Genomic DNA, 24,622 nt, shown 5'->3' with positions numbered 1-24,622 from the left:
ACAAATCGTCAATCATTTGCTGCAGGATTATCTTGTGGCGTCAAACTATTGTTTTTCCTGATTAATAAGTGACCAGCGCTTTAACATCTTGATGTGGAGTGTGAGTGTTCGTCTGTTAAGGTTTATGTTGTCAATTGAAGACTTTTTACAGGTGTTTCGTATCGGCACTTAATGAATTGTTTTCTAACTGCGCAGCGAGTTCTGGGATAAGCCAGCTGCCAGTAAATACTTAAACCACAAGGACATCACATGAAGAAAACGTTATGCAGCGCACTATTGTTAGTGTTCATTGTCGTCATACAAGGCTGTGCCACTCGAGTGCCTGCGGATGTGGATGCGAGTAGAGCCTTTGTTGTATTTCCATTCAGTACCAGTGATGAAAGTGCTGGGGAGCTTCATTTCGACTATCGTATTGATTTGGTGCTTCGGGCGGACGGTGACGTTACCAGAAACATTTTCCTTAGGACCGTCCCTGGTAAACGAATAGCGGTAGTGGAGTTAGAGCGTGAAGGTTTTTATGCTGTTGATCGAGTTAATTATGTCGGCAAGCGGAAAGGCACTAATTATTCCCGCTCCGGATGGGGGACCGTGGAAGCACGTTTAGGCATGATTACTGTCTATCGATATGAGCTAGTCACAACGGTACGTGACGGTTTGCAGTATTTCCAGTTTGTTCGTTTGTCTGATGATGATCTGCAAGCGTACATTGATATGTTAATACGTTCCAATCCCGACGCACAGAATTGGCCTATCCAATATTTATAATCGGGACGGCGGGCGTGGGCGAGGTGTTTAGGCTTGCCGCTTCCCGTGCGCAGGCACAGGAATTTTCACCACAAGTCGGTGAGTGGGAGTTACGCACCCGTTTAACGGATCTCAATATCAACCATGTTACAGACACTGTCGATGGTGAAACGACAAATGTAGAGCGCAGATTGAATATCAGGCTTGAGGCTCGGCATCAGCTGAACGAGCAAGTGAATGTGGGGCTTTTTGTAGGCTACTTTGGAGAAGGTGATACTGACGCTAACGGCGACTACACCAATAGAACACGCTCATGGTCGCTTGTTCCTCGAGTTGAATATATGCTGAGTGATTCGTTAGGGGCGGCATTATCTGTTGGTCTTAGTCGAGGAGCAAATATTGATGATGATGCCAACCTAGTCAATTATCGGCTACATTTTACCGCAGTGCCTCGTGTGTTCTATCGAACAGCATTGAACGATAAGGTTAGACTAGAGCCTTATGGTGAAGTCGAGTTTTATACTTATAAGGACTATGATGCAGACGGCAGTGAATACAACGAGAATAGCCAGTATGCTCTGATGGCGGGAGTGGAAAGTCGTTACTACATTGCTCCTAATTTCTCGGTGAATTTTATACCCAGAGTTATCTTGCTGAATCGTGAAACGCATCTCGATGATGATGTGGCGCGCAGAAGTACAAGGTTTAATTTGGTTGCTGGTTTTTCTTTGTATTTCTAGTGCCATACCCGAATGTCGACTACGGTCGACATGTGAGCTTAGACTGTCCGAATGCATAAAAAAGGCCCGCAATGCGGGCCTTACTTATGAGGGGGAATCCTCAAAGATGTTGTATTAGTTACCGCACTTCAGGTCGACTGACCAAGGGTCCCAAACATCGACAAAAATCACAAAGTTGTCTACTGAGCCAGCCAGACCTTTGATCAGGTCTTTTTCAACAGTCGCTGAACTCCAGGTGTTGCTATTGCAGTTGTCCAGGTTGACGGGCTCAGACAGCTCATACAAAGACAATGCCACGTTGTGGTGCCAGTAGTTGTATTGTTCGTTGGTTGCAGAAGCATTGCTGTTCTGGAACTCAATGGTCGAGCAGCCAGTCAGGCCGATTACAGCTGCAGCAGCAGCGGCTTGAATAATCCGTTTCATAGTCATTACTCCTCACACCAAACGCGCGCCGTACGTGGCGCATAGATACCAAAGGTGATTGCGCCCAGCAGACCGTTCATAAAGGTATCTTGAGTTTGCAGCTGACGTACATCAGCATCACCACAAATTTCAACCACATCAACCGTTTGCTTGTCAGGCGTCAGGCCCCACAAGAAAAAGTTCTGTGTTTCTTCATAAGTAGGAGTTGAAGTCGTTTTGGGTGCGCCGTCAGGCGTCATGGTGACGGTAGCACAGCCTGACAGCAGAGCTACCGCTGCCAGTGCAGCGATCGATTTTTTCATGTTCGTTCCTTTTCATATTCCAATTACGAATGTAAACATCCAAAGTGATTTGGACTGGGTTGAGCATACCAAGTCTTATCGGCACTTTACAGGGTAATTACAAAAAATGGGGTATGGTTGTGGCGGATGACGCTGCGCGTTCATCCGTGAATCAAACCGTCTATCCACCGTGCTACCAACTCCGGCTTCTCGGCGTGCAGCCAGTGCCCGGTGCCTCCGACCACGCGGCCTGTTGCTTGTGGGAACAGCCGAGAAATGGTCGGTTGGTCCTCTTTGGTCACGTAATCCGACAGCTCACCCACCAAAAACTGCGTCGGGCCGGTGTATTGGCCTTCGGTAATTGGGAAGTCGGCCAAGTCTTGATAATGCTCGTACAGTGCGTGCCAGTTAATACGCCAGGCGAATCCGTCGTCGGTGCGCTCCAAATTCTTCAATATAAAGGTCCGCACGTCCGTGGTTTGAATGTGCTCCGTCAGTAGTTCTTCAGCGTCGTGGCGGCTCTCAGGGTGTGCGTCGGCCACGGCTTTGAGTCCGGCAAATACATCGCGGTGGCGCACCGGGTAGGCTTTGGGCGCGATGTCGACGACGGTCAGGCTTTGCACGCGCTCAGGGTGTTGCAGGGCGAGCGTCATAGCAATTTTGCCACCCATGGAGTGGCCGACGATGTGCGCGCTGGGTACGTCCAGTTCGTCCATCAGCTCCACCACGTCTTGCGCCATGGTGGGGTAGGTGATGTCGTCGTCGTGTGCGGAGCGGCCGTGGTTGCGCATGTCGGGCAGTATCAGTCGGTAGCTGTCTTTTAGAATACGGCTCACACCGCCCCAGTTTAGACCGTCGCCAAACAAACCGTGAATGATGATGACGGGGGCGCCGTCGCCCTGGATTCGGTGATGCAATTTCATAGGTGTGCAATTCACTTCTTTTAAATGCGCGTAGTGCGCATAATATCGGTTGTGCGGGGTAAAAAGAACCGCCCAGCGGGTAGGGCGGGTATTTATACCCGCCAGGTAGCCGTGATGCTCGGCGGGTGCTCTATTACTGCAAAGCCCCCCGCTCTACGAAGAGATATATCAATCCATGAAAATGATCTGCCGAGAAGGCTGCGGTGCGTGTTGTATCGCGCCATCCATTTCCAGCCCCATACCGGGCATGCCGCACGGCAAGCCGGCCGGTGTGCCCTGTGTGCAATTACTGCCGGATCTACGTTGTGCGATCTTTGGTCAGCCTGAGCGGCCCAAAGTCTGCAGTGGCTTCATGGCCGACGCCGACGTGTGCGGCGACAACCGCATCGAGGCGCTGAATTTGCTGGAGATGTGGGAACGCGACACCGGTGTGCCGCCAATGATTGACACGGGTCAAGCTTCTGTCCAATAAGCCTTAGAGGGAGTTGTCAGTGGGCAGCTGGCGTGCCACAGTGACTATTGATGCTGCAGTACGTTTCACCTTGAATTCATAAAAAGGATGGACTCATGACGACCTGGCTAAAAGCCCGCTTCAAACCCGGCGACATTCTGTTGCTGATCTTCCTGCTGCTGCCTTTGCTGGTAGCCATGCCACGCCTGCTTGGCGCTTTTAACGACAGTGCGGTGGGGTGGCTGACGCTGACCGGGCGCCTGACGGGCATACTGGGGTTGGCGATGATGTTGCTGGCCGCCATGATGAGTATTCGCCTGCCACATTACGACCGTTGGTTCGGCGGTTTGGCCCGTCTGTGGGTGGTGCACCGTTTCTTCGGCTTTGCCGGTTTTGTGCTGGTGCTGTTGCACGTTATCTTACTGGCTTATGCGGCGTTGCCGTTCTCCATTGATGCGGCCATTTTGCGGATATTCCCGCCGTTGGCCGAGTGGCCGATTTGGGCTGGCTGGCTGGCGCTGGTGTGCATGGTGATCTTCCTTGGGCCGACCTTCGGCTTCGTGGGGCGCATTCACTATCAGCGTTGGAAGAGGCTGCATTTGTTCTCAGCACCTGCTGTCATCTTGGCGCTTCTGCACGCCATTCCCATTGCTGCCGAAACGTTGGTGTGGTGGTTGATGGCGGTGTTCGCCATTGGTGCCATTGTGTGGCGTAAGGTGCTGTCGCCCAGCCTTGGTCGTTACCGCTATGAAGTCGCCAAGGTCGATACCTTGGTGCGCGGTGTGGTGGAAATCAGCTTAAAGCCCGTGGATAAAACCATGGCGTATGAAGCCGGTCAGTTTATTTATTTAACGCCACTGGACAGCAACTTGAGTGCAGGACGCAACGAGGAGCATCCGTACACGATCTCTTCGGCCCCGTCAGATGAATACCTGAAGGTCGGCATTAAGGCGTTGGGTGATGCGAGTTCAGCCATTCAAACCGTTGCGGTGGGCAGTCAGGTGTATGTGGAAGGCCCTTATGGCGACTTCTATGAGCGCGTGGAGCCGCAGCGTAAACAGCTGTGGTTGGCGGGTGGTATTGGCATTACGCCGTTTGTCAGTGGCGCGAGGGATGTGCAAAACCGTCAGGGTGAAGTGAGCGCGCACCTGTTTTATTTGGCCAACGATGACCAGCGTGCCTATTACCTTGATGAGTTGATGACGCTGGGTCAGCAGGTCGATGGTCTGGATGTAACAGCGCATTATTACCGCAAAGAAGGGCCGATCAATGAGGCGTTTTTGCGGGAGCACTGCCCCGATTTTGCCGAGCGGGAAATCTATATGTGCGGTCCGCCGGCGATGATCCATCATTTGCGCCAAGTCTTCAAAGGCTTGGGTATTCCTTCTTCACGTATACACAGCGAGGCGTTTGACTTCCTATGAACAAAATAGCCTATACCTTATTCATCGCCTTTGTGGCGACCGTGGCCACCTTGTTATTGGTGAACACACTCAACCCGGATGCCGGCGCGTCAGCCAGTGGCCAACGTGTTATTTCGGCCAGCGAATTGGCGCAAAATGATTCGGCAGAGAGCTGCTGGAAAGAGATCAACGGCCGGGTGTATGACATCACGGCTTACATCCCGAATCACCCAACACCAGAGCGCGTGATTGTGGCTTGGTGCGGTAAGGAGTCGACCGAAGCTTGGGATGCCATTGGCGGTGGCCGTGGCCACAGCGCTGGTGCAGCGGCCATGTTAGCGAACTACCAAATTGGTGTGCTTGAAGGTGCTGAGATTATCGACGAGCCGGTAGTCACCGCACCAGCACGGCAGCAGGTGTCTAGACCCGCAGTCGCCGGTGCGCCTGACCAAGCGTTGCTGCAAGACGGTTCTTACTATGCTGAACTGGCGCCTGATGGGCGTGGTTGGATCGCCATGATCGAAATAACGGTGCACAATGGCCGTATTCAAGCGGTGCATTACGACGAAGTGCAGCGCAATGAAGAAGGCGCTGTGACCAACAGCAAATTGCGTGACTACGGCTACGCTGCGCGTTGGCGCAATGCCGTGCCTAACGGTGTTTCTCAGTTGTCGTCTTATCCGGCGTATGCTCGTCAGTTGATGATTCAAAGCCATCCTGACCAGTTGGACGTCATCAGTGGTGCAACATCGAGCTACAACAGCTTTACGGAAGTGGCCGCGTTGGCCTTGGCCGATGCATGGCTGGATACGCCATTACAGGCTGTGGGTTTTGATGCACGGTCGGATTATCGGGATGGTTCTTATTACGCTGAAAGCGCCCCTGATGGCCGTGGCTGGATTGCCTTGTTGGAAGTAACAATATTGGATGGCCGAGTGATTGCTGCGCATTACGATGAAGTGCAGCGCAATGAAGAAGGCGCAGTCACCAATAGCAAATTACGTGATTACGGTTACGCGGCGCGCTGGCGCAATGCCATGCCGAATGGCGTATCACAGTTGTCGAGTTTTCCAGGGTATGTGCAGCAGTTGATTGCGACCGGTGATACTGAAGCCTTGGATGCGTTCAGCGGTGCGACCAGTTCGTACAATAATTTCCGCGCCTTGGCCGAGCAGATCTTGGAAGAAGCGCAGTAAAACGTAGGAGGCCAGCCCTCTGGCCGAAGGTTTGTTCGTAGGAGGCCAGCCCTCTGGTCGAATGGTTCGCGCAGAGGGCTGCGCTCCTACGGGTAAGGGTTAGTGCAAGTCAGTGAGCATCTCGAACCCAGTTTTAACGCAGGCAGAGCAAGCGTAGTAGTTTTTAGGTGTGCATCAGCCCACGCAGGCTTCATCCGCTGCATGCTTCAAATGCATCCGCTTTTCGTGCTGTGCTAGGCCCCACTTCGCTGCAAAGGTACCCACCACATAGGCCGCTACAATGGTCAGAATAGCACCATCTGCGAAGCTCAATGATGTGAGCATCGGACCTGGGCAGTAGCCCGCGATACCCCAGCCAGCACCAAACAACAAACCACCGATCACAATACGTTTATCGACATCGGCTTTCGTGGGTACACGGAAGATCTCCGCGAATACCGGCTTGGCGCGACGCATGATTAACGGTGTTGCAATGGCGTTTACCAACAAGCCGCCGCCCATTACGAAGGCGAGTGATGGGTCCCAAGTACCGAACACATCTAAAAAGTTGACGACCTTGGCTGGGTCAATCATCTGCGCGACGGACAGGCCGAAGCCAAATAAAATACCGGCGAAGAGGGCAACGCCTAAACGAGCTGTATTTTGCATGTTACAAACCTCCAATCAGGTGACGAATAACGTAAACGATGGCAAAGCCGGCAATCATAAAGCTGAGCGTGGCCACTAAGGAACGTGGGCTACGACGCGCCAAACCACAGATACCGTGACCACTGGTGCAGCCGGTGCCGATGGTGGTGCCGACGCCGACCAGCAGGCCTGCAACGATCAACCATGGCGTACTGACTACGGGTACGATGTGCTCAACGCCAACGCCAAGGCCGAGCCATTGGTAGATAAAACCACCGATAATTAGGCCAATGACGAATACGATCCGCCAGTCCATATCGCCTTTTTCAGGGTAGATGACGCCACCAACGATGCCAGAGATACCGGCAATGCGGCCCTTCATGAGCAACAGCATGGCGGCTGACAAGCCGATCAGGCCGCCACCGATGAAGGCGGAGATGGGTGTAAAGTTAACTATTTCCATAGGAACCTCTTTATTAGTAATTGCTAAAGTAGTGAGGCAGACTATACCTTTGTAGAGGTAAAAATCAACCGGTTTTTTGTTTCATTGTTGTTTCAATTTGCGGCGGGTGTAAACATCCGCCCTACACGCACTTCAATCGGTTGGTTGCGCCGTTGTGGGGCGGGTATTCATACCCGCCGCGAGCGAACCATTCGGCCAGAGGGCTGGCCTCCCACGTTGTTATCAGTCACTGGCTGCTTCCACTGCCTCATGCGTGGTTAAATAAAAGTTCTCCTGCCCCAACTTTTCAGCAAAACCGCTGCGCTGCATGACATCCATTACTGGCCCTTTAACGCTGGCGAAGAGCAGTTGAATGCCACGGTTGCGGTAATCTTGCAGCAGTTCATGCAGTGCGGTATCCGCTGAAGAATCCAGTTGATTCACTGCACTCGCATCTAACACCACAGCGCGCAGGGGTGTTGTCATATTGGCTTCGGCTTTCTTTAAAGTGTCTTTTAAGAAGGTGACGTTGCCATAGTAAAACTGCGCATCGAAGCGCAACGCCAGTACGCCAGGTGTTGTTTCAGCGTCGGCACGTCGCTCAATATTGCGATACACCATGGTGCCGGGTAAGCGACCCAAAATGGCGTAGTGTGGGCGGGTCGTTTTGACCACAAACCACAGCATCGACAGGCCGACGGCGAGGAAGATCCCCGTTTTCACGCCCAATACCAGGGTGGCCGCAAAGGTTACGCCCAGCATGGCGAGGTCATCGCGTTTTACTTGCCAAAGATGCTTCACTTCGTGCGTATCGATCAGCCCAAATACCGCCACCATGATGACCGAACCCAGAATAGCGTTCGGAATGTAGTAAAACAGGGGGGTGAACAACAGCAACGAAATGCCAATCAATACAGCAGTGATCATTGATGCCAGGCCTGTGTTAGCCCCGGCGTTCTTGTTCACGGCGGTACGACTAAAGCCGCCGGTTACTGGCATGGCTTTGGAGAACGCCCCGACGATATTCGCTAAACCAAGGCCCACCAGTTCTTTGTTGGGATCTACTTCATAGCCTTTCTCTTGGGCGATCTTTTTCGCCACGGCAATGCTTTCTATAAAGCCAACAAACGCAATGGTTAACGCAATGGGCAGAAGATCCCGCAGATCACCAAGAGAGACATCCGGGGCGGACAATTCAGGGAAACCAGCAGGTACAGCACCGACCACCGACAGTCCGGCGTTAACGTCTAAATCAAACAACCAGACAATCACCGTCGACAACACCACGGCGATCATAGCGCCGGGCAGCATAGGGTTGATGCGGCGAATGATCAGCAGCAGAACGATACCCCCTAAACCGATAGTCAGAGCCATCGGATTGATGTCTGTCCACTGCGTAATGGTGTTCCAGAAGGTCAGTGCGATGTTCTCGGTGTTAGGCAGCTGCAAGCCAACAATATGCTTCAGCTGGCTGAAGCCGATGATCAGCGCGGCGGCACTGGTGAAGCCCGATATGACCGGGTGTGACATAAAGTTGGTCAGAAAACCGAGACGAAACACCCCCATGCCGAACTGCATGATGCCGACTAATAAGGATAAGCCGATGGCGAGCGCAATATAGCGCTCGGAGCCCAGTTCTGCTAGGCCCGATACGCCGCTGGCGACCAGCAAGGCAACCATGGCCACAGGGCCCACAGCAAGCTGACGAGAGGTGCCAAAAAATGCATAGACCAGCAAGGGCAGTACAGCGGCGTATAAGCCGATATAAGGTGGCAGGCCAGCGAGCAGAGCATAGGACATGGCTTGCGGAATCAGCATCATGGCCACGGTAATGCCGGCGATCAGATCGCCACGCAGGTCTGTTTTACGATAGTTGGGTAGCCATTCAAGGGCCGGAACCCAGCGCTTAGCGGTGGCTGTTAAGTCGGTGCGTGTCATCGTTACGTCCTCCGGGCTTATAATTCAATATGGTCGATGGGGAGGTGCGGTGCCAAGTGCTGCAGCGTTTTCTCTGCCGCTTGGTCGTGCTCCTTGGCTAAACCTTCCCAGTTGGTGCTGCTTAAACTGGGTAATTCAGTAGCGTTTAAGGCTTTTTGGAAACGCGCCATCAGGGCGCGTTTCAGCGGGCGGTGACAGAAGAACTGGTTCTCGCCTTGTGGGGCTTCCAGGTACAGCGCCGACTGACGTTCGATCTCCATACTGCCTTGCTCATCGAGCAACAGTACGCGCTCTTCGCTATGGCGTCCGGCCAGGACATCGAACAGTACGCGTTCGTGGCGTGCAAAGAACAACTGAAAAAACTCGCGCAATGTCGCTTGTATCAAGCGCAGGGGCACGTGGTAATCCTCGTGCGTCATCATTAACTTCACATGGCCACAGCCTTGGAAGTCGGTTTGCGTGGCAAAGGCAATAAAGCTGCGTTGCTGCGCTTCGGTCATGTCACGCAATCGCGTGTCCGGCGCGATACCCATGCGTGCATAGATCAAATCCAATGCATGCTGGTCGGTGTGCAGGTATAGGGGGGCGACATCGGTGATGAATAAATCGACGTATTGGCTAATCTGCGCATCCGTGAACGGGGTGTTTTTTTCCTGTTCGATACGGGCGAGGGTGTGCAGCAGTAGGCCCAGGCTGCCGCCCGCGACGCTGTAGCGCAGGCCCGGTGTGCGACCATCAATGCAGGTGCAAGGGATCTTGTTAATGATCTCTTCTGTGGGTAACCAAACCATGGAGTGTGGCATAGTATTGCTCTCGCTAAATTGGGTAGATGCGAGAGCTATTACAGGAAGCGTGCCAGTTTTATAACGTATTGAAATATATAGATATTTTTAAAACTTTCTGGCTGAACGATGTCTTTTTGTTTCATTTATCTGAAACACTGAAACGAAATTTAAACAACTGCGGTTATCGAAGAGCTGACAACGCAGCTAACTTCTTAATCCAGACCGAATTGCTTGATGCGCCGCCATAAGGTCGCCCGTGAAATCCCCAGAGCATCCGCCACCACCTGTTTACGGCCCTGATGCTGTTGCAACAATGCCCGAAGAGCGCTGCGCTCGTCATTGGACTCCATGGGCGCGCGTTCGTCAGGTGGCGCTTCGCCACGCAATTCAGGAGGCAGGTCCGGCAGGTCAATCACTGGGCCTTCCCCAATGGCGTGACTGTACGCGATGACGTTGCTCAGTTCTCGGATGTTGCCCGGCCAGTGATAGCTCAGCAGGGCATCGTGAGCGATCCGCGTGATACCCGTGACGGTGCGCTCGTTTTCGGCATTTAACGTTTTGATAAAGTCCCACGTCAGCATTTCAATGTCGCCGATGCGCTCACGCAACGGGGGTAAATAGAGCGGCACCACCCGAATACGGTACATTAGGTCTTCGCGAAAACCGCCTTGGGCGACCAATCGGCGCAATGATGAATGAGTGGCGGAGACTAAACGAATATCGGTATGAATAACTTCGCTGGAGCCTAACGGTGTAAAGCAGCGGTCTTGCAGCACGCGCAGCAGCCCGGCTTGGATGTCGAGCGGCATTTCCGCAATTTCGTCCAAAAATAAGGTGCCCCCATCGGTCAGTTGCAGCAAACCGGTGCGGTCGTGCGTTGCGCCAGTGAAGGCACCGCGCTTGTGGCCAAAGAGTTCCGAAGCCATCAACTCACGCGACAGCGCCGCACAGTTGATGGCGCTGAAGGTGTTGCCTGCGCGCTGTGAATGATCATGGATATAACGGGCGACCAGCTCTTTACCTGAACCACTGGGACCACGCACTAAAATAGACGCATTGGTGCGGGCGACCCGAGCAGCTTGCGCCATAAATTCCAGCATATTGGGAGCGACGGTAAGAAGCCCGCCAAAATTATGCGGGACGATTTCGGGAGACTTCAAAATCTTTGGCACTGTGTTATTCATCCTATGAGCGGTGACGCAGATCGCCGTAAAGTCATATTACACGTGAGTATCGGGTCTGGCCATGTGATGGCAAGTATGCGTCAAAGACCATGCAGATAGGCCGCAACAACAAACGACCGATCTCAGTGACGGTAAGGTCATCTTCGGTCAACACAATCAAGCCATCTTCCGCTAAGGGTATTAGGGCTTCCAGCTCGCGCGCAAAGTAGGCCTGAAAGTCGAACGCGAATTCGTCGCACATGTAGGCAAAGTTAACATAGCCTTGGCAAGCGATGTCCATAATGATGCGACGCCGAATGCGGTCGTCCTCATGCATGCGATAGCCGCGATACGTTGGCACCATAGACTGTGCGGTATCTTGATAGACGTCCAGGTCAGCGTGGTTTTGTAAGTAAATGTCTTGGATGGCGCTGATCGACGATACACCTAAGCCTAGGAGGTCTGTATTGCCATGCGTCGAATACCCTTGAAAATTACGTTGCAGCGTTCCGTTTTCATGGGCTTTAACCAGTCCGTCGTCGGGTAATGCAAAGTGGTCCATGCCAATGTAGCGGTAGCCTGCAGTTTGCAGTTGTTGCACGATGGTATGGAGTAGTTCCACTTTGGTTTCCGGGGTTGGCAGATCGCTGGCGAGAATACGTTTTTGGGCGGCAAAGCGTTCAGGCAAGTGGGCGTAACTGTAGCAAGCAATACGATTCGGTGCCAAAGCGATGACCTGCTCCAGAGTGCGCTTCATACTGGTAAGTGATTGATGCGGCAGGCCGTAGATGAGGTCAAAACTGATACCATGAAAGCCAAGGGCCCGTATCTTTTCGACTTGTTCCGTTACCATTTCAAGTGACTGAATACGGTGTACCGCTTCTTGTGTAGGTTTGTGAAAATCCTGAATGCCCATCGACAGACGATTAAAGCCCCAGCTGCGCAGTTGTTCCAGCTGTTCGAGCGACGTCACACGGGGGTCTATTTCAATGGAAAATTCGCGCTTTTGGTCATTGGGTTCCAGCTTGAAATTCTGGCTCAGCATCTGGCACAGGCGCGCTGTTTGTTCGGTACTCAGGAAGGTTGGTGTGCCGCCACCCCAGTGCAATTGCCGTACTGGACGATGACGCACCATGGGAGCCAAGCGCTGCATCTCATATTCTAATGCATCGAGGTAACGATCTGCCTTGCTTTGATCTCGTGTGACGACTTTAGTGCAGGCACAGTAATAGCAAAGGTGTTGGCAGAATGGGATATGTACATAGAGTGACAAAGGAGCGTTGTGCTCACCTAATGCTAACGCGTCTGGCAGCGCGGTGTGTGATATGGGCCCAAACTGCAGCGCTGTGGGGTAGGAGGTGTAGCGTGGGCCGCTGACGTTATAGCGTGCTATGGTGTCCGGCTTCCATAGAATATCGGCAAGTGCCATGGTTCAATTGTCCTGCACATAGGTGAATGTATAGGCAGGAGCGTACGCAAGTTTGGCCGGACGTTTATTGATCCCCATCAATCAGAGTGCAGTTTGGTAGGAGCGCAGCCCTCGGCGCGAAGGTTGTTGTAGGAGCGCAGCCCTCTGCGCGAAGGTTGTTGTAGGAGCGCAGCCCTCTGCGCGAATGTTCGGCCAGAGGGCTGGCCTCCTACGAATGTAACTTAGGCTAGGGCTGGCCTCATACGGCTATTTAAGTGTCTAATACATAGAATAATCAATGCTTAAGCCGTGCCGAGGTGTGCCATGAGTACCGAAATAGAACTGAAGTTGTTGCTGCCTGCATCGGCTCGCGCATCTCTAATCGCGCACCCGCTGCTGCAAAATATACCGGCAGAGCAGTTCACCCTCAGCAACATTTATTGCGACACACCGCAGCAAGCGTTAACGCAGGCGGGCATTGCCTTGCGCCTGCGCAATAAGGGTAGCCAGTGGTTACAAACCCTGAAGACCAGAGGGGAAGCGCAGGGTGGATTACACGCCCGGCAAGAATGGGAGATGCCAATTGCTGGGCCGGCTTTAGAATGGGGAAAGCTGCCTAAAGAAGTGTTGCCCGCTGGTTTGAAGCTGGACGCTGTGCAGCCGTTGTTTGAAACGACCTTTGAGCGCCACGCTTGGCAAGTGATCCACAACGACAGCGTGATTGAACTGGTGTTGGACCAAGGGCTGGCGTGTGCCGGTGATGCCACGCAGCCGATTGGGGAAATAGAGTTGGAATTGGTCAGTGGAACGCCTGCGGATTTGTTTTCTATGGCCGAACAGTTGGCCACTAGCATTACTCTGTTGCCTTCCGACATCAGCAAAGCTGAGCGCGGTTACCGGCTGGTGAACGGCGTCAACGACTGGCCTAAAACGCCGAACCAGAATGCGCCTTTGGCGGTTTGGGCGTCGGCATTGTGTCGCCAATGCGAAGCACTGCCCAGTAGTCGGGAAGATCTTAAACATACGCTGGTGGGCTTGTCGGAGCGCGGCGACATTCATGCCGGGCTGTTGCACGGTTTGTTAACCGCCCTGCAAGAAGATGTACTGCACTGGGGCGACTTACCCGGCATGCGGCGGTTAGGGCAGTGGATGTTGCATCACAGCGCAGTGCTGTAGGGTAGGTGTTCACGCCTGCCTTGGTGCGACGGGTGTAAACGCCTGACCTACCACCCCGGTTGCCAATCCTTCCAAACGGGTTGGTAACCGGCGTGTTGGATTGCCCTCACCACATCACCCACCGAACGTGCGTCATCAATTTCAAACTGTTCTAGCGCGGCGTCGGCATCCACCGCGTAACCGCCCGGTTGGGTTTTCGAAGCGGCACTCAATGTAGTGATGCCTAAGGGCAGCAGCCGGTCGCGGAAATCCGCGCGCTCGCGGGTGGACAGGCTCAACTCCAGATCCGGGCTGAACAGCCGCCACGCACAAATTAACTGCACCAGTTCAGCGTCGCCAATCGGCTGGGCCACATGATAATCACCTTCTGCGGGGCGCAAACGCGGGAAAGCCACACTGAATTTACTGCGCCAATAGCGTTGCTCCAAATAGCGCAAATGGTGCGCCATCATCAGGCAGTCGGTGCGCCAGTCGGTCAGGCCCAGCAACACGCCCAGGCCGATTTTATGCACGCCCGCATTGCCCAAGCGTTCTGGCGCTGCTAACCGATAATCAAAGTCGGCCTTCTTTCCTACGGGATGATGTTCCGCATACACCCCGCGATGATAGGTTTCCTGATACACCAGCACGCCGTGCAGTCCTTGTTGTTGCAGGCGTTCATAGTCGGGTTGGTCGAGCGGCTGCACTTCCATGCTGACCTGCGCAAAGCGTGGCTGCAGTTGCTGCAACGCCGCCGCTAAATAGTCCACACCCGCGACCTTGGGCGCTTCGCCGGTCACCAACAGAATGTGTTGAAAACCCATGGCCGCCAGCGCATTGGCTTCGCGGTCGATTTCTGCTTCGTTCAGCACTTTGCGCCGCAGGTGATTGTCCATCGAAAAACCGCAATAGGTGCACACGTTCGCGCAGGCATTACTGAGGTACAAGGGCGCGAATAACTGTTGGTTCAGGCCGAAGCGTTGGCGCGTTAAGGCTTGGCTTTGCTGCGCCATGGCTTCTATATAAGGTCTGGCTACTGGGCTGATAAGCGCCTTGAAATCCTCGAACGAGCGCTGCGTTTTACCCAGTGCGCGCTCTACGTCCGCCGCTGTTTTACTCATCAGCGACAGGCGCTCGGCGCCCCAGCTCAGGGTATTTAAGGTGTCTGTGAAGGACATAATGGGTGCTTGCCTGTGCCAGTACGTTAGGAAGTGAGCAAAAAGTCGGTGAGCGGGCTCGACGCCTGCGCCTGCTGGTGTTGGCCCGGTAGGCCTGCCTCGTACGCCATGCGGCCAGCGACCACCGCGAGCTTGAAGGCCGTCGCCATCGCCACCGGGTCTGCTGCCGTGGCAATGGCGGTATTCACCAGCACTGCATCGGCCCCCAGTTCCATGGCCGCCGCCGCGTGGCTGGGCGCGCCAATACCGGCATCCACAATCACTGGCACCTGCGCCTGTTCAATGATGATGCGCAGAAACTCGCGGGTTTCTAGCCCCAAATTGGAGCCAATGGGTGCGGCTAACGGCATTACTGCTGCGCAGCCCACGTCTTCCAAACGCTTACACAGCACCGGGTCGGCGTGAATGTACGGCAGCACAATGAAGCCCTCGCGTGCTAACTCTTTGGCGGCCTTTAAGGTTTCTATCGGGTCGGGCATCAAATAGCGCGGGTCGGGGTGAATCTCCAGCTTGAGCCACGGCGTCCCCATGGCTTCACGCGCCAGATGCGCGGCCAAAATGGCGTCTTCTGCGGTGCGTGCGCCCGAGGTGTTGGGCAGCAGTTGAAAGCCTGCGGCTTTTAAAGGGCTGAACAGGTCGTCGGCCGGATCATCCAGGCTGACGCGTTTCAGCGCTAAGGTGACCAATTCGCTTTCACCGGCCTGCAACGCTGCTAGCATGTGCTTGGTGCCAGAAAACTTGCCGGTGCCGGTCAATAGTCGAGAGTTAAATGTACGATCGCCGAGTGTGAACATGGTTAACCTCCTGCCACAGCACGAAAAAGATGCAGTTCATCGCCGTGTGCTACCAGCGTTTGGTGCCATTGGGATTTAGGTACCACAACGCCATTCACCGCCAGGGCCATGCCGTCTTGTGTTTGGACTACGGTGCGCAGAGCTTCTTCCACAGAGCACCGCGCCACCAACTCCACCGGGGTTTGGTTGATCTGAATACTAATCATTGAAAGCCTCCAAGGCCTGATTCATCTCGGCTAGGTCCTGTTCAGGGTTGTCCGACTCCGTCAGTGCGGTGACCACTGCAACACAGCGCACGCCGCAGGCGCGTATGTTAGGTAAATGATGCGGTTTGATGCCACCAATGGCGACGGTGGGCAGGCCCGCTTCGTCGGCCAACGCCTGATAACGCGCCAAGCGCGCCAGCCCTTGCGGTTGGCTGGGCATCTGTTTGGTTTTCGTCGGGAATATGTGCCCCAAGGCGACGTAGCTGGGGCGCAACGCAATGGCGCGCAGCAGTTCGGCATAACCGTGGGTGGACACGCCGAGTCGCACACCGGCTTGGCGCAGCGCGGCTAAATCCGCATCGGCCAAATCTTCCTGACCCAAATGCACGCCGTAGGCACCGAGTTCCAGCGCCAGTTGCCAATGGTCGTTAATGAACACCTGCGCACCGTATTGCTGACCTAACTGCACCGCGGTGCGTATTTCCGCCAATAAACGTTCCGGGTCGTTTTCTTTGATGCGCAACTGAATGACTTGCGCGCCGGCCTTCAGCAAGCGTTGCAGCCATTGGGTGTCCGGCACCACCGGGTAAATACCGTGCGGCGTGCTGGTACAGGGCAAAAAGGCTTCGGGCGCTGGATGGTCTGTGAGCGGCAGATCACACGCCGGTAAGCGCGCCAACTGCAACCAGTCGGCCGTGCTCTGGCGGCGTTCGAGCGTGCCCGCTCCCGCGCCGGTGGCATGGGCTTGTTGCAAGCCTTTTTGCACAAAAGCACTTGCGAGAGCGCAGGCATCAGGCACCGATAAACCTCGGGCCAAATGCGTAGCAATGGCGCTGCTCAAGGTGCAACCGGTACCGTGCGTGTGTTTGGTGGCAATGCGCGGTTGGGTAAAGCGCCACACGGCGTCCATGCTGACCAGCAAGTCAATAGAATGCGGCGACTTCAGATCGTCTGTGTAGCCATGCCCTCCCTTCACCAACACCGCACGGCAACCGGTTTTCAGCAGGCTGCGTGCGGCGCGTTCGGCGTCCTTCGGGGAATGCACCACGCTGGCGGTCAGGGCTTCCAGCTCTGGCAAATTAGGCGTCAGCACATCGACCTCGGGCAGCAAGCGCAATAAATCCTGCAAGGTGCCGGCGCTGCTCAGCGCGTCGCCGCTGGTGGCGACCAACACCGGATCCAACACCACCGGAACATCCGGCCACTGCGTTTTCCAGCGCCGCAGCCATTCTCGCAGCAGTCGAATCTGCCACGGCTCGGCGATTAAACCGATCTTGATCGCCGCCGGTGGAAGGTCAGCCGCCAAAGCATCCGCTTGCGCTTGAAACATCGGCGCATCCACCGCGACTACGGACTGCACGCCCACGCTGTTTTGCGCCGTCAGTGTGGTGATGAGCGTGCAGGCGTGGCCACCCATCGCGTTGATGGTCAAGATGTCGGCCTGAATCCCCGCGCCACCGCCGGAGTCAGACCCGGCGATGCTCCAAATGATAGGGCGCTGGTCCGTCATGCTCAGTCCTCCGTGGCCGGATGATAGAGCTGCGAACCGGTTTCGCGGAACTCGGCCGATTTCGCGGCCATGCCTTGCGCGGCTTCAGGGTTAGCGGCATTAGTGGCGTTTGCAATGTCACGCACTTCTTGGCTGATCTTCATTGAGCAGAACTTCGGCCCGCACATGGAGCAAAAATGCGCGACCTTGTGGCCGTCTTTCGGCAGCGTTTCGTCGTGGTAGGCGCGGGCGGTGTCCGGGTCTAAGGCGAGGTTGAACTGGTCTTCCCAGCGGAACTCAAACCGCGCCTTGCTCATGGCGTTGTCGCGGATCTGCGCACCGGGGTGGCCTTTCGCTAAGTCCGCTGCGTGGGCGGCAATTTTGTAGGTGATCAAACCCTGTTTTACGTCGTCTTTGTTGGGCAAGCCCAGATGTTCTTTCGGCGTGACGTAGCACAGCATGGCGCAGCCAAACCAACCGATCATCGCCGCGCCAATGCCCGACGAAAAGTGGTCATAACCCGGTGAAATGTCGGTGATCAAAGGCCCCAAGGTGTAGAAGGGCGCTTCATCGCAGCTTTCCAACTGCTTGTCCATGTTGGCCTTGATCAAGTGCATGGGCACATGGCCGGGGCCTTCGATGATGGTTTGGATATCGTGCTTCCAGGCAATCTTCGTCAGTTCGCCCAGCGTTTCCAGTTCGGCGAACTGCGCGGCGTCATTGGCGTCGGCAATGCTGCCGGGCCGTAAACCGTCGCCCAGCGAGAAGGTCACATCGTACGCCTTCATAATGGCGCAGATGTCTTCAAAGTGTGTGTACAGGAAGCTTTCGGTGTGATGCGCCAAGCACCATTTTGCCATGATCGACCCGCCACGGCTGACGATGCCGGTGACACGCTGCGCTGTCATTGGGATGTGGTGCAAACGCAAACCGGCATGAATAGTAAAGTAGTCCACGCCTTGCTCGGCCTGTTCGATTAGGGTGTCGCGGTACACTTCCCACGTGAGGTCTTCGGCCACGCCGTTCACCTTTTCCAGTGCCTGATAAATCGGCACTGTGCCGATGGGCACTGGCGAATTGCGCAGTATCCACTCACGGGTTTCATGAATGTTCTGGCCGGTGGACAAGTCCATCACCGTGTCGGCGCCCCAGCGTGTAGACCAAATCAGCTTTTCAACTTCTTCTTCCACGCTCGACGTCACCGCCGAATTGCCGATGTTCGCGTTCACCTTCACCAAGAAATTGCGCCCAATGATCATGGGTTCAATTTCCGGGTGGTTGATGTTGGCGGGAATCACCGCGCGCCCAGCCGCGACTTCCGCACGCACAAATTCAGGGGTGATGTCTTCGGGAAGGTTAGCGCCAAAGTTCTGGCCGGGGTGTTGCGCATGCAAATGCTCGGCACGCAAACGCTGCCGCCCCATGTTTTCACGAATAGCGATGTATTCCATTTCCGGGGTGATGATGCCTTGGCGGGCGTAGTGCATTTGCGATACGTTTTTACCCGCTTTCGCACGGCGTGGCGTTTTACGACCGGCAAAGTGCAGATGCTGCAGGCGAATGTCTTGCTGGCGTACTTTGGTGTATGCCGAACTCACCTCGGGTAGGGGCTCGGTGTCATCACGCTCGGTAATCCACGCGCCGCGCAACGAGGGCAAGCCTTGGCGTACATCTACGGTCTTTTCGGGGTCAGTATATGGGCCAGAGGTGTCGTACACCGGAATGGGCTCGTTGTCTTCCCATTGCTCGGTGTGACCGATGCGCGTGGGCGACAAGACGATTTCGCGCATGGCGACCTGTATGTCCGGCCGTGAACCGGGCAAATACAGTTTGCGTGAACCGCTTAGGGGCTGCGTTACGTCCGCACTCAGTTTAGCGACGCGGTCGCCCAGCGTAGAAGGGGTAGTTGGGTTGGTGTCTACTGTTGTCATTCCAGTCTCTCTTGGTTGAAGCCAGGGAAAGACGGAGTGACCGCTTAGGGTGTTATGGGTGAAAGGCTGCTGGGCAGCGGCTGATACCACGAAAAAATAGCACCGGCCAAAAACCATGTTGGGCATGGTTCTTCTTGTTTCCTGCGCAAGTCTTAACTCGATCAGGTTCCACGGATCCCGCAATTGCGATCTCAGCTCATTCGTGTATCGGGCACGGCGTTGTGCTATCCACTCGCTCACATGAAACACGCGTGAACCCGTCCATGGGGCTCCAATGCGGCGTCCTGCCGCATAGGGTTTCATTTTGAGCGAGTGGATAACACTCGCCAGTGCCGGTAACGCGAATGCGCACTCCGACAAGATTGTGTGGAGAGCAAACTAAAGAAATTGTGGGTGGGCGTCAAGGGGTGATAGCAGTGAAGCGGAATGACTGGTTATTTAACCAGTATAGCCGCTTAATAGTTAGGCCACTGAATCATGGGATTCTATAGCGTGGCAAGACCTGCCGCCGCGCAGGCTTGATGTGCAAATAATATGCGCATATTATAGGCGTATTGTTCCCTGCGAGGACTGAACTATGCAAGCTGCTGAAGTTACGAAATCTCCCCGAAAGTCAGCAAACCTATCGATAGATAGTGCACTTCTCCAAGAGGCAAAAGCTCTGGGTATTAATGTCTCACGGTCCGCAGAAGCGGGGATCGCGGAGGCTGTGAAACTGCATAAACAAGAGAAGTGGCTGAAAGAGAATGCCAGAGCCTTAGCAAGCTCGAACGCATATGTTGAAGCTAATAGTTTGCCTCTCGAACGGCACCGTCAGTTCTGATGGCCCGCTTTGACATCTTTAAAAATGAGGGTGGAGCAGGCTATCTGCTGGACGTTCAATCAGACCTTCTCAGCGGCTTGAACACTCGAGTTGTCGTGCCACTGTTGCCCCAATCCTCTGCGCCGTTCCCTGCCCAGCGGCTGAATCCTGTATTTAGTATTGAGGGTCAGGATCTCATAATGGCCACTCAGTACATGGCTGCTGTTCCCGTAGGCGAATTGCGTTCTCGTGTTGGTAGCCTTGCTGAGCAGCAGGATGAAATTTCCGCAGCGTTGGACATGCTGTTTTTGGGCTTTTGATACAAAAAGTCATTATTTTCAGTGGCGTGCCGCAGTTGCCTAACGAGGGGTGTCCAGCCTCGGATACCCAAGGCCTGCCTCAGGGCAGGCTTCATTTCTATATAGGCCGATTCTTCAGGATTGAGGCCCAAGAATTCAATGCAACGATAGTACCGTTGGATGCGTCGGGTTGGCATTGTGCCCGTTTTCCGGTGGGTAATGCCTCGCATGGCTGCGCCGAGCTGTCGCGTTTTGGCGCAGTGTTGGAAGTGGTCGGCCCGCCTGAGCTGCGCTTGGCAATGGAAGATTTGGTGTCGGCTTTGGCGGAGCGCTATAAACAGCCGTGAGTGCTTACCCTTGCCTCAGAGAAACGCCGATGGCGGTACGCCTTCCCAGCGCTTGAACGCTCGGCGGAAATTGGCCACATCGTGGTAGCCGAGGGCAAAGGCGATTTCTTCAATAGATATCTGTTCTGAGCGCAGATATTCCACCGCTAAGTCATGTCGTACGTCTTCCAGCACGGCTCGGTACGATGTGCCTTCTTCGGTCAGCCGACGATGCAGGGTACGGGGTGTGAGGTGCATCAGGCGTGCTGCTGTTTCCAGTGAGGGGAAGCCACTGCGCTTTTCCAGCATTAAGCGTCGGAGCCGCTGAGCTACTGAGTCATCCAGCGTAATTTTCTCTAATTCGCGCTGACAAATCAGTGTTGCATGCTTGAAGGCATCGGGATCAGCCATGCTCAGTGGCGCGTCCACCACGGCGAGTGGAAACACCATGCCTGCCCATTGTTGGTCGTAGCTGACTTCGCATTTGAAGAGTTCGCGTGCCAGTGCGGCTTGCGGCCCAGCGGGAAAAGGGAAGGCGACCAGCGCAATCTGAGCGGTGCCCTTGGTGATGTAGTTCAGCACGTTTTTAAGCGCCAGAATGATGATTTCGTACACCAAATCCCGCACGTCGTCCAGGTCGATGCTTTCGCGAATCTCTAAGAAAAATTGGTCGCCTTGGGTGTGGTGGTGCGCAGTTACCAGATTTATGCGCAAGGGAAAAAAGGTTTCCAATAGCTCAATGACCTGGCGAATAGAACTGCTGTTCATGGCGGCGTAACCCAGCACACCGTGCATGTTGACCAGCAGCCGCTCGCCAATCAACAAGCCCAAGTGTGGGTCCTGTGTCAGGCGCCTGCCGTCCGACAATACGGTGCGCAAACGTCGCCAAGGCAACTGCACCAGCGGTTCGTCCAGCATCTGCTCGGTAATGCCGGCGGTTTCAAGTATTGCGCTGACATCCACCGTATAAGTGCGCAGGTGGTCAATGATATGGCGCAGGTAATAGGAGGGCAGTACCACGTCGGTTGCGTTCAAGACGGTTCTCGTTTCGGCCATGGCGTCCTTCATTGTCAATAAATGACCCCTATATTGTCAATCTGTAACCTGCCCACACCACAGTAACCGGCCTAGTATGCTGGTATTGCGGTTAATACGATGGGGGTCTGGCGACGATGTTTGCATTTCTGGCGAAGAAACGAGCGGTGGTGGCGACCATCAACGGCGTTGTTGTGATGTCGAATACCAAAGAAACGGTGCTCGAAGCGGCGTTGCGTGAAGGTATTCGTTTTCCACATCGATGCCGTGTGGGTGGCTGTGCGACCTGCAAGTGCCAACTGATTGAAGGAAAGATCAAGGCGCTGACGGACACCAGTTATGTGTTGTCGGGTGAAGAATTGGACAGTGGCTACATTCTCGCTTGTCAGAGCCTGCCCCTGACCGACATCGAGATTGCGGTGGCAATGCCCAGCCGTTCTAAGCGTTGAAGTTTTTGTGCATCGTTTGAAGAGAAGGGTACGACCATGATGTTTTTGCACTATTTAAAGTTCTTTCTGTTTCACCTCGTCAGTCTATTCGCACTGGTGGTGCTGCTGGCGGGTGGGCTGTACATCACGCTGGGTTTGTTGGCGATTGTGCTGTTCTACGTCATTGGTGACGGGCTTTCAGGGGACGATCTCTCCACGCCCACCTATCAATTCCCGACCTTGTTGACGGTGCAGTTGTGGTTGGCACTGCCGCTACTCGCCGCCATTGTGTTTGTGGCGGTGTGGCAGGTGAGCCCGGGTGACGCATGGGGCTTTGGTGCGTGGTTGAGCAACGTTATTGGGATAGACGTGAACGCCGGGCGCGGCACGAGTCATTGGGGGCATGCTGTGTCGGCGGTTGTTCTGACCGGGTTGATGATTGGGATGGTCGGCACCATTACCGCGCACGAGTTGACGCACCGAACGGCGGACAAGGTGTCTTTGGTCATCGGGCGCTGGCTGCTGGCCTTCAGTTTTGATACTAGTTTTTCCATTGAGCACGTGTACGGTCATCACCGTTATGCCGCGACGGCCATCGACCCAGCGACTGCTCCGCGTGGCCGGAACGTTTATGCCCATATTCTCATTTCGACGCTGCGCGGCAACATCAGTGCGTGGCGAATTGAGCAGCAGCGTTTGCAGCGTCGGCGCAAAGGCCTCTTTTCCATCCACAATGCGGTGTTGCGCGGGTACGCCATGAGTGTTTTGTTGGTGCTGGCTGCGTTTGCCGTTGGCGGGGTGGTAGGTGCCGCGTTCTTTATTATTTGTGGGTTGTGGGGTAAGGCGCTGTTAGAGATTGTGAATTACATGGAGCACTACGGCATTGTGCGTCATCCGGACACACCGATGAAGCCGCGCCATTCATGGAACACCAATAAACGCCTCAGTTCGTGGAGCTTGTTCAACTTAACCCGGCATTCGCATCATCATGCGCAGGGTGAGGTGCCGTACCAGAGTTTGAAGCCCATGCCGGCCGCGCCTTTAATGATCAGTGGTTATCTCAGCACCATCATAATCGCGATGTTTCCGCCTCTGTGGCACCGCTTGATGCGGCCCAAGTTAAATGATTGGGATGAGCACTACGCCTCAGCAGAAGAAAAGCAGTTGGCGCGCGAGGCGAACGAACGAGCGAGGTAGGTTAGTGTGCGCCCTAAGTGGCTTTTTTATGAGCTGAGAGGGCGGTTGGGTGGTCAGGTTGCCGTAGGCAATCGGGGAGTGAGCAGGTATCATTCCTTTGAGCGTGCTTGCTCGCTTTGGGGCGCAGTTCAAAAACAGATAACTAGAAAATCATAACTAGAAATACGTAAAACCAGACTACCCAACTTCAGGACTTTCAACATGTCAGAGCTCATTACCCTGGGCGAATACGTTATTAAGAAACAGCACGACTTCCCCCATGCCACGGGCGAGTTGAGTCAGATCTTCGGCGCTATTCGTTTGGCTTCAAAAATCGTGCATCGGGAAATCAACAAGGCCGGTTTGGTCGACATTACCGGCAACTCCGGACAGGACAACGTGCAGGGCGAGCAACAGCAAAAGCTGGACCTCTACGCCAACGAAAAGTTCAAAGCCGCCATGGAAGCCCGTGGGCAAATCTGCGGGATGGCGTCGGAAGAAGAAGACAGCTTTATATCGTTCAACGAAGGGCATTCGAAAGGCAGTAAATATGTGCTGCTGATAGACCCATTGGACGGTTCCTCCAATATCGACGTAAACGTGTCGGTTGGCACCATTTTCTCGATCTATCGCCGCATATCGCCGCTGGATGGCCCCGTTCAGTTAGAAGATTTCTTGCAGCCCGGCAATAAGCAGGTGGCCGCCGGTTACGTAATCTTTGGTTCATCTACCATGTTGGTGTACACCACGGGTAATGGCGTACACGGGTTCACCTTTGACCCCTCCATCGGTGTGTTTTATCTGTCGCACGAGAACATGCGTACGCCGGAAGACGGTACCATCTATTCTATCAATGAGGGGAACTACGTGAAGTTCCCGCAGGGTGTGAAGAAGTATCTAAAATACTGTCAGGAAATGGACCCTGCCACACACCGCCCTTATACCTCGCGTTACATCGGTTCTCTGGTGTCGGACTTTCATCGCAATATGATCAAGGGCGGTATCTATATGTATCCGTCTTACGCGAACGCACCGAACGGCAAGTTGCGCTTGTTGTATGAGTGCAATCCACTGGCGTGGATCGCCGAGCAGTCGGGCGGTAAGGCGAGTGATGGCCGTCGCCGTATTCTGGATATTGAACCAACGGAATTGCACCAGCGTGTGCCTTATTACGTGGGGTCGAAGAATATGGTGGAGCAGGCGGAGGCTTTTCTGGCGGAGTTTTCGGATCATTAAATGGTATCTACGGGCTAGGTCTGGGGCTGCGGGTATAAATACC

At 54.5% G+C, this 24,622-nt stretch carries 27 protein-coding genes and 1 riboswitch; of the genes, 12 read left to right on the top strand and 15 right to left on the bottom strand.

Annotated features, from left to right (window positions below; translation table 11 throughout):
* The first annotated feature begins 249 nt into the window (after nucleotides 1-249).
* Both NFC81_RS12430 and NFC81_RS12425 read left to right on the top strand, forming a co-directional pair.
* The gene (locus NFC81_RS12430) at nucleotides 250-765 is read left to right on the top strand and encodes a hypothetical protein (protein ID WP_304994796.1); all 516 of its coding nucleotides are present in this window, start codon (nucleotides 250-252) and stop codon (nucleotides 763-765) included.
* A 14-nt stretch (nucleotides 766-779) separates the two neighbouring features.
* Nucleotides 780-1,484, top strand: coding sequence for a hypothetical protein (locus NFC81_RS12425; RefSeq protein ID WP_304994795.1), 705 nt, complete (start codon nucleotides 780-782; stop codon nucleotides 1,482-1,484).
* Nucleotides 1,485-1,598: 114 nt separating this feature from the next.
* On the opposite strand, the gene NFC81_RS12420 is transcribed toward NFC81_RS12425, so the two are convergent.
* The 3 genes from NFC81_RS12420 to NFC81_RS12410 form a co-directional block, all read right to left on the bottom strand.
* Nucleotides 1,599-1,907: a hypothetical protein gene (locus NFC81_RS12420; RefSeq protein ID WP_304994794.1), complete on the bottom strand. Its 309-nt coding sequence runs from the start codon at nucleotides 1,905-1,907 to the stop codon at nucleotides 1,599-1,601.
* 5 nt (nucleotides 1,908-1,912) lie between these two features.
* The gene (locus tag NFC81_RS12415) at nucleotides 1,913-2,209 is read right to left on the bottom strand and encodes a Bor family protein (RefSeq protein WP_304994793.1); all 297 of its coding nucleotides are present in this window, start codon (nucleotides 2,207-2,209) and stop codon (nucleotides 1,913-1,915) included.
* A 140-nt stretch (nucleotides 2,210-2,349) separates the two neighbouring features.
* On the bottom strand, nucleotides 2,350-3,111 hold the full coding sequence (locus NFC81_RS12410) for an alpha/beta fold hydrolase (protein ID WP_304994792.1): 762 nt from the start codon (nucleotides 3,109-3,111) through the stop codon (nucleotides 2,350-2,352).
* A 181-nt stretch (nucleotides 3,112-3,292) separates the two neighbouring features.
* On the opposite strand from NFC81_RS12410, the gene NFC81_RS12405 reads away from it, so the two are divergent.
* The 3 genes from NFC81_RS12405 (at nucleotide 3,293) to NFC81_RS12395 (ending at nucleotide 6,161) form a co-directional block, all read left to right on the top strand.
* Nucleotides 3,293-3,583: a YkgJ family cysteine cluster protein gene (locus tag NFC81_RS12405; protein WP_304996984.1), complete on the top strand. Its 291-nt coding sequence runs from the start codon at nucleotides 3,293-3,295 to the stop codon at nucleotides 3,581-3,583.
* 95 nt (nucleotides 3,584-3,678) lie between these two features.
* A complete protein-coding gene (locus tag NFC81_RS12400; protein WP_304994791.1) occupies nucleotides 3,679-4,986 on the top strand; it encodes a ferredoxin reductase family protein in 1,308 nt (435 codons plus the stop codon).
* The gene (locus NFC81_RS12395; RefSeq protein WP_304994790.1) at nucleotides 4,983-6,161 is read left to right on the top strand and encodes a cytochrome b5 domain-containing protein; all 1,179 of its coding nucleotides are present in this window, start codon (nucleotides 4,983-4,985) and stop codon (nucleotides 6,159-6,161) included. The genes NFC81_RS12400 and NFC81_RS12395 overlap by 4 nt, the downstream gene beginning before the upstream one ends.
* Before the next feature lie 174 nt (nucleotides 6,162-6,335).
* Here the strand turns inward: NFC81_RS12395 and NFC81_RS12390 are convergent, their stop codons facing one another.
* The 6 genes from NFC81_RS12390 to hemN all read right to left on the bottom strand — a co-directional run bounded on the left by NFC81_RS12390 (nucleotide 6,336) and on the right by hemN (nucleotide 12,545).
* The gene (locus NFC81_RS12390; protein ID WP_304994789.1) at nucleotides 6,336-6,809 is read right to left on the bottom strand and encodes a YeeE/YedE family protein; all 474 of its coding nucleotides are present in this window, start codon (nucleotides 6,807-6,809) and stop codon (nucleotides 6,336-6,338) included.
* Between the two features lies 1 nt (nucleotide 6,810).
* Nucleotides 6,811-7,251, bottom strand: coding sequence for a YeeE/YedE thiosulfate transporter family protein (locus tag NFC81_RS12385; protein WP_304994788.1), 441 nt, complete (start codon nucleotides 7,249-7,251; stop codon nucleotides 6,811-6,813).
* A 222-nt stretch (nucleotides 7,252-7,473) separates the two neighbouring features.
* Nucleotides 7,474-9,168, bottom strand: coding sequence for a solute carrier family 26 protein (locus NFC81_RS12380; RefSeq protein ID WP_304994787.1), 1,695 nt, complete (start codon nucleotides 9,166-9,168; stop codon nucleotides 7,474-7,476).
* Nucleotides 9,169-9,185: 17 nt separating this feature from the next.
* Entirely contained in the window at nucleotides 9,186-9,971 is a 786-nt protein-coding gene (locus tag NFC81_RS12375) for a hypothetical protein (RefSeq protein WP_304994786.1), read from the bottom strand.
* A gap of 194 nt (nucleotides 9,972-10,165) precedes the next feature.
* Nucleotides 10,166-11,125 (bottom strand): sigma-54 dependent transcriptional regulator, encoded by a 960-nt coding sequence (locus NFC81_RS12370; RefSeq protein ID WP_304994785.1) that lies wholly within the window; start codon nucleotides 11,123-11,125, stop codon nucleotides 10,166-10,168.
* A 43-nt stretch (nucleotides 11,126-11,168) separates the two neighbouring features.
* Nucleotides 11,169-12,545: an oxygen-independent coproporphyrinogen III oxidase gene (hemN, locus tag NFC81_RS12365; RefSeq protein WP_304994784.1), complete on the bottom strand. Its 1,377-nt coding sequence runs from the start codon at nucleotides 12,543-12,545 to the stop codon at nucleotides 11,169-11,171.
* A 303-nt stretch (nucleotides 12,546-12,848) separates the two neighbouring features.
* On the opposite strand from hemN, the gene NFC81_RS12360 reads away from it, so the two are divergent.
* Nucleotides 12,849-13,700, top strand: coding sequence for a CYTH domain-containing protein (locus NFC81_RS12360; RefSeq protein ID WP_304994783.1), 852 nt, complete (start codon nucleotides 12,849-12,851; stop codon nucleotides 13,698-13,700).
* Nucleotides 13,701-13,747: 47 nt separating this feature from the next.
* Here the strand turns inward: NFC81_RS12360 and thiH are convergent, their stop codons facing one another.
* From thiH to thiC, 5 genes are read right to left on the bottom strand one after another with little or no spacing between them, the layout of a single operon-like run.
* Nucleotides 13,748-14,857: a 2-iminoacetate synthase ThiH gene (gene thiH / locus NFC81_RS12355; RefSeq protein ID WP_304994782.1), complete on the bottom strand. Its 1,110-nt coding sequence runs from the start codon at nucleotides 14,855-14,857 to the stop codon at nucleotides 13,748-13,750.
* 26 nt (nucleotides 14,858-14,883) lie between these two features.
* Nucleotides 14,884-15,651, bottom strand: a complete 768-nt coding sequence (locus NFC81_RS12350; RefSeq protein WP_304994781.1) for a thiazole synthase — start codon at nucleotides 15,649-15,651, stop codon at nucleotides 14,884-14,886.
* A 2-nt stretch (nucleotides 15,652-15,653) separates the two neighbouring features.
* The gene (gene thiS, locus NFC81_RS12345; RefSeq protein WP_304994780.1) at nucleotides 15,654-15,857 is read right to left on the bottom strand and encodes a sulfur carrier protein ThiS; all 204 of its coding nucleotides are present in this window, start codon (nucleotides 15,855-15,857) and stop codon (nucleotides 15,654-15,656) included.
* Nucleotides 15,850-17,367, bottom strand: a complete 1,518-nt coding sequence (thiE, locus tag NFC81_RS12340; protein ID WP_304994779.1) for a thiamine phosphate synthase — start codon at nucleotides 17,365-17,367, stop codon at nucleotides 15,850-15,852. The genes thiS and thiE overlap by 8 nt, the downstream gene beginning before the upstream one ends.
* Nucleotides 17,368-17,369: 2 nt before the next feature.
* Nucleotides 17,370-19,277 (bottom strand): phosphomethylpyrimidine synthase ThiC, encoded by a 1,908-nt coding sequence (gene thiC, locus NFC81_RS12335; protein ID WP_304994778.1) that lies wholly within the window; start codon nucleotides 19,275-19,277, stop codon nucleotides 17,370-17,372.
* Nucleotides 19,278-19,398: 121 nt separating this feature from the next.
* A riboswitch (TPP riboswitch) is annotated at nucleotides 19,399-19,643 on the bottom strand.
* Between the two features lie 211 nt (nucleotides 19,644-19,854).
* Between thiC and NFC81_RS12330 the strand changes: the two genes are divergently transcribed.
* Genes NFC81_RS12330 through NFC81_RS12320 form a run of 3 tightly spaced genes read left to right on the top strand, consistent with a single transcriptional unit; the run spans nucleotide 19,855 to nucleotide 20,725 of the window.
* Nucleotides 19,855-20,100 carry a type II toxin-antitoxin system CcdA family antitoxin gene (locus tag NFC81_RS12330; protein ID WP_304994777.1) on the top strand — a complete coding sequence of 82 codons (246 nt, stop codon included), beginning with the start codon at nucleotides 19,855-19,857 and terminating at the stop codon, nucleotides 20,098-20,100.
* The gene (locus NFC81_RS12325) at nucleotides 20,100-20,399 is read left to right on the top strand and encodes a CcdB family protein (RefSeq protein WP_304994776.1); all 300 of its coding nucleotides are present in this window, start codon (nucleotides 20,100-20,102) and stop codon (nucleotides 20,397-20,399) included. Before NFC81_RS12330 ends, NFC81_RS12325 begins: the two co-directional genes overlap by 1 nt.
* Nucleotides 20,396-20,725, top strand: a complete 330-nt coding sequence (locus NFC81_RS12320) for a WYL domain-containing protein (RefSeq protein ID WP_304994775.1) — start codon at nucleotides 20,396-20,398, stop codon at nucleotides 20,723-20,725. The genes NFC81_RS12325 and NFC81_RS12320 overlap by 4 nt, the downstream gene beginning before the upstream one ends.
* A 15-nt stretch (nucleotides 20,726-20,740) precedes the next feature.
* Here the strand turns inward: NFC81_RS12320 and NFC81_RS12315 are convergent, their stop codons facing one another.
* Nucleotides 20,741-21,760, bottom strand: coding sequence for an AraC family transcriptional regulator (locus NFC81_RS12315; RefSeq protein WP_304994774.1), 1,020 nt, complete (start codon nucleotides 21,758-21,760; stop codon nucleotides 20,741-20,743).
* A gap of 116 nt (nucleotides 21,761-21,876) precedes the next feature.
* Here NFC81_RS12315 and NFC81_RS12310 point away from each other — a divergent pair, with 116 nt between their 5' ends.
* The 3 genes from NFC81_RS12310 (at nucleotide 21,877) to fbp (ending at nucleotide 24,579) form a co-directional block, all read left to right on the top strand.
* Nucleotides 21,877-22,188, top strand: coding sequence for a 2Fe-2S iron-sulfur cluster-binding protein (locus NFC81_RS12310; protein WP_304994773.1), 312 nt, complete (start codon nucleotides 21,877-21,879; stop codon nucleotides 22,186-22,188).
* A gap of 36 nt (nucleotides 22,189-22,224) precedes the next feature.
* Nucleotides 22,225-23,364, top strand: a complete 1,140-nt coding sequence (locus tag NFC81_RS12305; protein WP_304994772.1) for an alkane 1-monooxygenase — start codon at nucleotides 22,225-22,227, stop codon at nucleotides 23,362-23,364.
* Nucleotides 23,365-23,565: 201 nt separating this feature from the next.
* Complete coding sequence (gene fbp, locus NFC81_RS12300) at nucleotides 23,566-24,579, top strand: class 1 fructose-bisphosphatase (RefSeq protein ID WP_304994771.1); 1,014 nt, start codon at nucleotides 23,566-23,568, stop codon at nucleotides 24,577-24,579.
* Nucleotides 24,580-24,622: the final 43 nt, after the last annotated feature.

The organism is Salinispirillum sp. LH 10-3-1, assembly GCF_030643825.1.
Classification (GTDB): Bacteria; Pseudomonadota; Gammaproteobacteria; order Pseudomonadales; family Natronospirillaceae; genus Salinispirillum.
This window is presented reverse-complemented; position numbering and strand designations above follow the sequence as displayed.

Bases quoted from the DNA above. Each gene is read 5' to 3' on its own strand.
- thiC (WP_304994778.1), bottom strand. From the start codon at position 19,277: ATGACAACAGTAGACACCAACCCAACTACCCCTTCTACGCTGGGCGAC.
- NFC81_RS12310 (WP_304994773.1), top strand. From the start codon at position 21,877: ATGTTTGCATTTCTGGCGAAGAAACGAGCGGTGGTGGCGACCATCAAC.
- thiE (WP_304994779.1), bottom strand. From the start codon at position 17,367: ATGACGGACCAGCGCCCTATCATTTGGAGCATCGCCGGGTCTGACTCC.
- NFC81_RS12410 (WP_304994792.1), bottom strand. From the start codon at position 3,111: ATGAAATTGCATCACCGAATCCAGGGCGACGGCGCCCCCGTCATCATC.
- thiS (WP_304994780.1), bottom strand. From the start codon at position 15,857: ATGATTAGTATTCAGATCAACCAAACCCCGGTGGAGTTGGTGGCGCGG.
- NFC81_RS12400 (WP_304994791.1), top strand. From the start codon at position 3,679: ATGACGACCTGGCTAAAAGCCCGCTTCAAACCCGGCGACATTCTGTTG.
- NFC81_RS12405 (WP_304996984.1), top strand. From the start codon at position 3,293: ATGATCTGCCGAGAAGGCTGCGGTGCGTGTTGTATCGCGCCATCCATT.
- NFC81_RS12315 (WP_304994774.1), bottom strand. From the start codon at position 21,760: ATGGCCGAAACGAGAACCGTCTTGAACGCAACCGACGTGGTACTGCCC.
- NFC81_RS12380 (WP_304994787.1), bottom strand. From the start codon at position 9,168: ATGACACGCACCGACTTAACAGCCACCGCTAAGCGCTGGGTTCCGGCC.
- NFC81_RS12390 (WP_304994789.1), bottom strand. From the start codon at position 6,809: ATGCAAAATACAGCTCGTTTAGGCGTTGCCCTCTTCGCCGGTATTTTA.
- fbp (WP_304994771.1), top strand. From the start codon at position 23,566: ATGTCAGAGCTCATTACCCTGGGCGAATACGTTATTAAGAAACAGCAC.
- NFC81_RS12420 (WP_304994794.1), bottom strand. From the start codon at position 1,907: ATGAAACGGATTATTCAAGCCGCTGCTGCTGCAGCTGTAATCGGCCTG.
- NFC81_RS12350 (WP_304994781.1), bottom strand. From the start codon at position 15,651: ATGTTCACACTCGGCGATCGTACATTTAACTCTCGACTATTGACCGGC.
- NFC81_RS12330 (WP_304994777.1), top strand. From the start codon at position 19,855: ATGCAAGCTGCTGAAGTTACGAAATCTCCCCGAAAGTCAGCAAACCTA.
- thiH (WP_304994782.1), bottom strand. From the start codon at position 14,857: ATGTCCTTCACAGACACCTTAAATACCCTGAGCTGGGGCGCCGAGCGC.
- NFC81_RS12430 (WP_304994796.1), top strand. From the start codon at position 250: ATGAAGAAAACGTTATGCAGCGCACTATTGTTAGTGTTCATTGTCGTC.
- NFC81_RS12325 (WP_304994776.1), top strand. From the start codon at position 20,100: ATGGCCCGCTTTGACATCTTTAAAAATGAGGGTGGAGCAGGCTATCTG.
- NFC81_RS12415 (WP_304994793.1), bottom strand. From the start codon at position 2,209: ATGAAAAAATCGATCGCTGCACTGGCAGCGGTAGCTCTGCTGTCAGGC.
- NFC81_RS12360 (WP_304994783.1), top strand. From the start codon at position 12,849: ATGAGTACCGAAATAGAACTGAAGTTGTTGCTGCCTGCATCGGCTCGC.
- NFC81_RS12375 (WP_304994786.1), bottom strand. From the start codon at position 9,971: ATGCCACACTCCATGGTTTGGTTACCCACAGAAGAGATCATTAACAAG.
- NFC81_RS12385 (WP_304994788.1), bottom strand. From the start codon at position 7,251: ATGGAAATAGTTAACTTTACACCCATCTCCGCCTTCATCGGTGGCGGC.
- NFC81_RS12395 (WP_304994790.1), top strand. From the start codon at position 4,983: ATGAACAAAATAGCCTATACCTTATTCATCGCCTTTGTGGCGACCGTG.
- hemN (WP_304994784.1), bottom strand. From the start codon at position 12,545: ATGGCACTTGCCGATATTCTATGGAAGCCGGACACCATAGCACGCTAT.
- NFC81_RS12305 (WP_304994772.1), top strand. From the start codon at position 22,225: ATGATGTTTTTGCACTATTTAAAGTTCTTTCTGTTTCACCTCGTCAGT.